7 protein-coding genes and 1 tRNA gene are annotated in these 7,058 nt (G+C 66.8%); 6 read left to right on the top strand and 2 right to left on the bottom strand.

Annotated elements, in window-relative coordinates; translation table 11 throughout:
* Positions 1–411: 5-formyltetrahydrofolate cyclo-ligase (locus WB785_RS02250; RefSeq protein WP_424077070.1), on the bottom strand; the 411-nt coding region annotated here is incomplete at its 3' end.
* A 24-nt stretch (positions 412–435) separates the two neighbouring features.
* On the opposite strand from WB785_RS02250, the gene WB785_RS02245 reads away from it, so the two are divergent.
* The 6 genes from WB785_RS02245 to WB785_RS02220 all read left to right on the top strand — a co-directional run bounded on the left by WB785_RS02245 (position 436) and on the right by WB785_RS02220 (position 5,263).
* Positions 436–1,344: a UTP--glucose-1-phosphate uridylyltransferase gene (locus tag WB785_RS02245; protein WP_424077069.1), complete on the top strand. Its 909-nt coding sequence runs from the start codon at positions 436–438 to the stop codon at positions 1,342–1,344.
* Positions 1,345–1,393: 49 nt separating this feature from the next.
* The gene (gene glp, locus WB785_RS02240; RefSeq protein WP_424077068.1) at positions 1,394–2,707 is read left to right on the top strand and encodes a gephyrin-like molybdotransferase Glp; all 1,314 of its coding nucleotides are present in this window, start codon (positions 1,394–1,396) and stop codon (positions 2,705–2,707) included.
* A gap of 21 nt (positions 2,708–2,728) precedes the next feature.
* Positions 2,729–3,382: a GNAT family N-acetyltransferase gene (locus WB785_RS02235; protein WP_424077067.1), complete on the top strand. Its 654-nt coding sequence runs from the start codon at positions 2,729–2,731 to the stop codon at positions 3,380–3,382.
* A 135-nt stretch (positions 3,383–3,517) separates the two neighbouring features.
* Positions 3,518–4,510 carry a gephyrin-like molybdotransferase receptor GlpR gene (glpR, locus tag WB785_RS02230; RefSeq protein WP_424077066.1) on the top strand — a complete coding sequence of 331 codons (993 nt, stop codon included), beginning with the start codon at positions 3,518–3,520 and terminating at the stop codon, positions 4,508–4,510.
* A gap of 44 nt (positions 4,511–4,554) precedes the next feature.
* Positions 4,555–4,627 (top strand) — tRNA-Ala (locus tag WB785_RS02225).
* 162 nt (positions 4,628–4,789) lie between these two features.
* Entirely contained in the window at positions 4,790–5,263 is a 474-nt protein-coding gene (locus WB785_RS02220; RefSeq protein ID WP_424077065.1) for a hypothetical protein, read from the top strand.
* A gap of 22 nt (positions 5,264–5,285) precedes the next feature.
* Here WB785_RS02220 and WB785_RS02215 read toward each other — a convergent pair.
* Positions 5,286–7,058: DUF6777 domain-containing protein (locus tag WB785_RS02215; RefSeq protein WP_424077064.1), on the bottom strand; the 1,773-nt coding region annotated here is incomplete at its 5' end.

Below are 7,058 nucleotides of genomic sequence, written 5' to 3'. Positions count from 1 at the left end.
TCGCACACCCGCGCGGTCGACGGCGAGCGCGGGAACCAGCACGACGCTCGCCTCGGCCAAGGTCGTCGACGGTAGCCACGGCTCGATCGGCTCGAGCAGTCCGAACCGGGCGGTCACCAACTGTCCGGGTCGGTATTCACCCCATTGCAGTGCCACCGGGGAGTCGTCGGCGGTGGTGCGCGCGATTGGCAGCAGCACGCGGCCGGCGCGCCGCAGCAGCACATCCAGCATTTCGATCGACCCCGGCTCGGCGCCTACCGGCACGTAGGCGCACACAGTGATGTTGCTGCTCACCACCGTGTTGACGTGGTCGGCCAACGATCGGGCCTCGTCGGCCCGGACGTCGTCTGGAACCGAACGCCGGGCTGCCAACAGTCGTTCTCGCAATGCGCCCTTGCCCGCGGTCGCCACAGGGTCAACGATAGGGTTTCAACGATGTCACCCGCACAGGCTTCGGTTCCTCGCACCGCGATCGTTCCCGCGGCCGGTTTGGGCACCCGTTTCCTGCCCGCGACCAAGACGGTGCCCAAGGAACTGTTACCCGTCGTCGACACGCCCGGCATCGAGTTGGTGGCCGCCGAGGCCGCGGAGGCCGGTGCCGAACGGCTGGTGATCATTACCTCCGAGGGCAAGGACGGCGTCGTCGCGCATTTCGTTGAAGACCTGGTGTTGGAAGGCACGCTGGAAGCGCGGGGCAAGAAAGCCATGCTGGCCAAGGTCCGCCGGGCACCGGGGCTGATCAAAGTCGAATCGGTCGTGCAGGCCGAGCCGCTCGGCCTGGGACACGCCATCAGCTGCGTGGAGCCGGTGTTGGCCGTCGACGAGGACGCTGTAGCAGTGTTGCTGCCCGACGACTTGGTGTTGCCGACCGGCGTGCTCGAGACGATGTCGAACGTGCGCGCCGAGTACGGCGGCACGGTGTTGTGTGCGATCGAGGTTTTGCCCGAGGAGATAAGTGCCTACGGCGTTTTCGACGTCGAGACGGTGCCCGGGGCCAACAAGGACGTGCTGAAGGTCAACGGCATGGTGGAAAAGCCGAAGCCGGACGACGCGCCGTCGTTGTATGCGGCGGCGGGCCGATATGTCCTCGACCGCAGCATCTTTGACGCGTTGCGCCGCATCGATCGGGGCGCGGGCGGTGAAATGCAGCTCACCGATGCGATCGCGTTATTGATCAAGGAGGGCCAGCCGGTGCACGTTGTCGTGCATCGCGGCTCCCGACACGACTTGGGAAATCCCGGCGGCTACCTCAAGGCTGCGGTTGACTTTGCATTGGACCGTGACGATTACGGCCCGGAGTTACGGCGGTGGCTGGTGACTCGATTGGGTCTGGCCGAAGACTAGGGCGCCCGGCGACGAGTGTGCCGACCGGTTGACGGCAGAAAGGCGCGCTGTGCGTTCGGTGGAAGAGCAACAAGCCCGGGTGTCGGCCGCCGCGGTGGCGCCGAGACCGATGCGCGTTGCCATTGCCGAGGCGCAGGGGTTGATGTGCGCCGAAGAGGTCGTGACCGAACGTCCGCTGCCCGGTTTCGACCAGGCCGCAATCGACGGCTATGCGGTACGCAGTGTCGATGTGCTCGACGTCGGCGAGCCGGAGCCGTCCAACGGTCAAACCGGCGACGACTATCTGCGCGCGGTCCCGGGCGAGCCGGAGGAATCGCCATCAAGGCCCGGCGGAGTCACCCTGCCGGTGATGGGCACCATCGAAGCCGGCACGCGCACACCGAGCAGGCTGCAGCCGGGCCAGGCCGTGCGAGTGCAGACCGGCGCCCCGCTGCCGACATTGGCCGACGCGGTGCTGCCGCTGCGATGGACCGACGGCGGACAGTCGCGGGTGCGGGTGCTGCGTGGCGTGCGATCGGGCGCCTACGTCCGGCGCACCGGCGACGACGTGCAGCCGGGCGATGTCGCGGTCCGGTCCGGCACGATCATCGGTGCCGCTCAGGTGGGACTGCTGGCCGCGGTTGGCCGAGACCGGGTGTTGGTCCACCCGCGTCCTCGGCTGTCGGTGCTCGCGGTCGGTGGTGAGCTGGTCGATATCTCGCGCACACCCGGCAACGGACAGGTCTACGACGTCAACTCCTACGCCCTGGCGGCCGCCGGCCGAGACGCGGGCGCGGAGGTGAATCGTGTCGGCATCGTCAGCAACGACCCAAAAGCGCTTGGGGAAGTCGTCGAGGGGCAGATCAACCGCGCCGAGATCGTGGTGATCGCCGGCGCGGTCGGCGGGGCAGCGGCCGAGGCCGTGCGCTCGGTGCTCGCCGAGCTCGGCGAGATGGAAGTCACTAGGGTCGCAATGCATCCCGGCTCGGTGCAGGGTTTCGGGCAACTCGGCCGGGAAGGTGTGCCGACGTTTCTGTTGCCGGCGAATCCGGTCAGCGCGTTGGTCGTCTTCGAGGTGATGGTCCGGCCGCTGATCCGGCTGTCGCTGGGTAAGCGCCAGCCGATGCGCCGGGTTGTGCAGGCCCGCACGCTGTCACCGATCACCTCGGTGGCGGGCCGCAAAGGGTTTCTGCGGGGGCAGCTGATGCGCGACCAGGACACCGGCGAATACCTGGTGCAGGCGCTGGGTGGTGCGCCAGGCGCGTCGTCGCACCTGCTGGCGACGCTGGCTGAGGCAAACTGTCTGGTCGTGGTTCCCCGTGAGGCCGAGCAGATCCGCATCGGCGAGATCGTCGACGTCGCGTTTCTGGCTCAGCGTGGCTGAGCGACACGGTGGTTCGGGCTCGTGAGCGTATGGCGCGCTAGCTCCCAGCATCCGGGCTGGCCAACGAGCGCGGGTCCGCTGCGTGTTTCGGCAGGAGTGATCCGGTTGCGCCCGGTACGCATGCGCGACGCCGCTGCGTGGAGCCGCACCCGGCTGGCCGACCGTGCCCATCTGGAGCCCTGGGAGCCCAGCACCGAAGCGGATTGGACTGCGCGGCATTCGATTTCGTCTTGGCCGGCGGTATGTTCGAGTTTGCGGTCAGAAGCCCGCAAGGGCCGCATGTTGCCCTATGCGATCGAATTGGATGGCCAGTTCTGCGGACAGCTGACCATCGGCAACGTCACCCACGGCGCGTTGCGGTCGGCATGGATCGGCTACTGGGTGTCCAGCTCGTTCACCGGTGGCGGCGTCGCAACCGGAGCGTTGGCGTTGGGCCTGGATCACTGTTTCGGTCCGGTCAAGTTGCATCGGGTGGAAGCCACCGTGCGGCCGGAGAATGCGGCGAGCCGGGCCGTGCTGGCAAAGGTCGGGTTTCGCGAGGAGGGGCTATTGCGCCGCTACCTCCAGGTCGACGGGGATTGGCGCGATCACCTGTTGGTGGGTCTGACAGCCGACGAGGTTTACGGGTCGGTGACCTCGGCACTGGTGCGTGACGGGCACGCGAGCTGGGCATGATCCTGTTGCAAATGTGACATTTGTGACTGGTGGTGCTTGTCAGCAGCAAATTACAGGTGTGTAATTGTCCTGGGCGCGCCTCGACTGAATGCGCCGACTACCGGCCTAATCTGGCGGGGAAAGGAGCAGGTCACCATGCCAAGCATCCCGCAATCATTGTTATGGATATCGCTCGTGGTGCTCTGGCTGTTCGTGCTGGTTCCCATGCTCATCAGCAAGCGCGACGCAGTGCGGCGCACCAGCGATGTGGCCCTGGCGACCCGGGTGCTCAACAGCGGCGCGGCGGCGGCACGGCTGCTCAAGCGAGCCGGACCGGCCGCTGGACACCGTAGTGACCCGAACTGGCAGCCAGAAGAGGACGAGCACGGGGACCTTGAAGACCTCGACTCCGACGACACCGAGGAAATGCCGCAAGCCGGCGGCGACGTCGTCGCGGCCGCAGTGGCTGTGGAGGCGGCTGCGGGCGACGCCATAGTTGCCGACGCAGGCGACGCGATGGTAGCCGAGCCGGTGGCCGAAGAGCAGCCTCAGCAGGTGGCCGAGGACGAGACGTCGGATGGCGAGGACGAGGCGTCGGACGGCGAGGACACCGAGGACACCGAGGACCAGGGCACCGATCAATACGAATACGTCGACGACACATCGGGGATTCCGGTCGCCGAGGAAGCGCCCGGGGCCGTCGCGCACACGTTTTCCCGGCGGCATCACTACGAGACCGCGGCCGCGGTTAGCGCCCGCAAGTACGCGTTTCGCAAGCGCGTGCTGATGGTCATGGCGCTGGCATTGGTCGGATCGGCGAGCGCCGCGTTCCTGCTGAATCCTGGGGCGTGGTGGATATGCGGCAGCTTTGCTGCTGTGACGGTGCTCTACCTGGGATATCTGCGCCGGCAGACCCGGATCGAGGAGCGAGTGCAACGCCGTCGGATGCACCGGATGGCGCGGTCGCGGCTGGGTGTCGAGAACGCCTATGACCGCGAATTCGACGTGGTCCCGTCGCGACTGCGGCGCCCGGGGGCCGTCGTGCTGGAGATCGACGATGAGGATCCAATCTTCGAGCATCTCGACTACGCGCCCTACGCGCGGGATTACGGCTGGCACCGGGACCTGCCGCGAGCCGCCGGTCAGTAACGGTTCGGCGACCGACGTCGCGACTGGTAGCCTGCTAGCGATCAGGGGCTATGGCGCAGTTGGTAGCGCGACTCGTTCGCATCGAGTAGGTCAGGGGTTCGAATCCCCTTAGCTCCACAGCGTTTCGGCAGGTCAGGCATCCTGAAAGTCAGCGAAAACCGCGCATTGGCAGCGTCCAGGACTGGCGCATTTCCGTCATTTGCTGCCTGGGCGCGCGTAGCGTCTTCATAGCTGGTCAATAGCAGAACCACAGCCTGCCCACTACAGAAACCCGACATCATGACCACCTACGCATATCGCCAATCATTCACCCGCAAAAGCATTCGCTCGGCGATCGGTGTCGGGGCCTCAGCGACACTGCTGCTCGCCGCTGCGGGGATCGCTTCTGCGGACCCGCCGAACGGCACCTATGACGTCGAGACCCCGCAAGGTCAAATCGGCGTGTGGACGATCAGTTCGTGCGGCCCCGGCTGCGCCAACATTCACTTTGGCGGGGGCAACAAAAAACAGGATCCAGACATGGCTGCGGGGGCCATCATGGCTGACACACAGGTGCACAACGGCCAAGGCAGCTTCACGGCGAACCCCTCGAGTCTGTGTCCGGATGGGACTTCATTGACGCAGGCGCAGTCTTACACCGTCAATCTCGAAACAATGACAGGCACGGTTGCGGTTATCCCGCTGCGTTGTGCCGCGCACCGGGGCTCAGACGATCCGCCATTCACGCGTCCCTTCACTCTGACAAAGACGTAAAGGCTTGCGGCACTGGGCCATATCACTGCTTGGTGCCCTCCAACGGCGCAGTGCAGCCGGTAGAAGCCCGATATTTGACGTCGCGGATCATAGTGCGCCCGCCTTCGGTGGCGAAGACACCCCACATCGTCCCGCCACCTCTGTCACCGCTGCTGACCTGGAATGACCCATCGGCGTTCAGGCTGCCGGTGAAAGTGACCCCCACATCAAACTGGAAGGTCAGTGTGTTGCCTTGATGGGTCACGGTCGCAGAGCGGTCAACTGCATGCACGCCGCAGGGGTCGCCCAGCGGGTGCATCAGGTAGGTGCCGTCGATCGAGGGTTGCGAGCCCGGCGCGGCCCTGGGTGCGGGTTGGGGCGGCGCGACGGGTTGGTCGTGTGGAGTGTCGTCGGTCCCGGTGGTGCCGGCGGGCCGGTTGAAGGGTTGATCGGTGACGATGTCGACGAGGACGAACACCGTGATGACCGCGGTGGTGGGGTGGACCTCGGCCAGGGCGGTTGGGTGGTAGCCCGCCCAGGGCGCGCCGACGGCTTGGGGCTGACCGGTTAGGGCGACCGGTGCGGTCAGCGGGTTGCCGCAGTAGCAGCGGGCGCGCGGTGTCCCGTGGGCGTCGACGAACACCGCGGTGCCGGTTTGGAAGACCGATTGCAGGGTGGTGGGGTGGGTCCCGTCGAATCCGTGGTTGGTGACCCGGGTGTCCAGCCGCAGCACGACGGGGGTGAGTTCGCGCAGGTAGCTGGGGATGTCGGCGGCGGTGAGCGGGCGCCCGCCACTCCAGAACAGGGTGGGGTCGGTGTTCAGCGCCTCGACGAAGGCGCCGGCCTGGGCCGGGTGGTTGCCCAGAAAGGCGACCATCTTGTCGCGGTCGCATTCGGCGTTGTTCAGGGTGCCGCCGTAGAGGCCGTCACGGTCGCCGGGTAGCGGCTGGGTGACCACGGTGCCGTCGCCGTGTGGCTGCAGGGTGGGCGGGGGCTTGGTGTTGGTCGGCGGTGGCGAGGCAGCCGCCGGCATGAACGAGTTCACCCCGGGGTCGGTGGCCGCGGTGAGCACCAACTCCGGGCCGGTCGTCTTGTGCGACAAAACATTATGTAGCAGTACCACCCCGACTCCTGCGGCCACGACGAGAACGACCACCAGCAAGGCGATCAACCACTTGCGCCTCGACCCGGTCGGAGGCGGCGACGCATCCATGGCCCGGTGTGGGGGTCCCGCCTGGGTAGCGGCTAGTTGGGTGTCTTGGCCGTGGATTTGGCCGGCAAGCGGGCCCGTGGTCGCCTCGCGAGCCGAGCGCGCCAACTCCACCATGCTGGCGTAGCGCTGATCGGGGTTCTTGGCCATGCCCGTCGCGATGACATCGTCCATCGCCGCGGGGACGCCGCCCATTACCCCTGATGGATGCGGCGGCGGCTGTGTCATGTGCGCCATCGCGACCTGCTCGAGGCTCTGACCGGGGAACGGCGGCTGGCCGGTCAGCGACTCATACAGCACACATGCCAACGCGTAGATGTCGGCGCGGGCGTCGGCCGTATCGCCCTGGAACCGCTCCGGGGCCATGTAGGACCACGTTCCGATCGTCGCGCCGGTGCTGGTCAGCCCGGTCTCCCCGGCGGCACGCGCGATGCCGAAATCGATCAGGTACGCGAAGTCGTTGTCGTCGATCAAAATGTTGGACGGCTTGACATCCCGATGGACCAGCCCCGCCTGATGCGCCGCCTGCAGCGCCGTAGCCACCTGCTCGATGATGCGCACCGCCCGCTCCGGGACCAGCGGACCGGCGGCCAGTACGGCTTGTAG

This window comes from Mycobacterium sp., from assembly GCF_049585075.1.
Taxonomy (GTDB): domain Bacteria; phylum Actinomycetota; class Actinomycetes; order Mycobacteriales; family Mycobacteriaceae; genus Mycobacterium.
The sequence above is the reverse complement of the archived record's forward strand: the minus strand, read 5'-3'. Positions and strand labels throughout refer to the sequence as shown.

Bases quoted from the DNA above. Each gene is read 5' to 3' on its own strand.
- WB785_RS02245 (WP_424077069.1), top strand. From the start codon at position 436: ATGTCACCCGCACAGGCTTCGGTTCCTCGCACCGCGATCGTTCCCGCG.
- WB785_RS02220 (WP_424077065.1), top strand. From the start codon at position 4,790: ATGACCACCTACGCATATCGCCAATCATTCACCCGCAAAAGCATTCGC.
- glpR (WP_424077066.1), top strand. From the start codon at position 3,518: ATGCCAAGCATCCCGCAATCATTGTTATGGATATCGCTCGTGGTGCTC.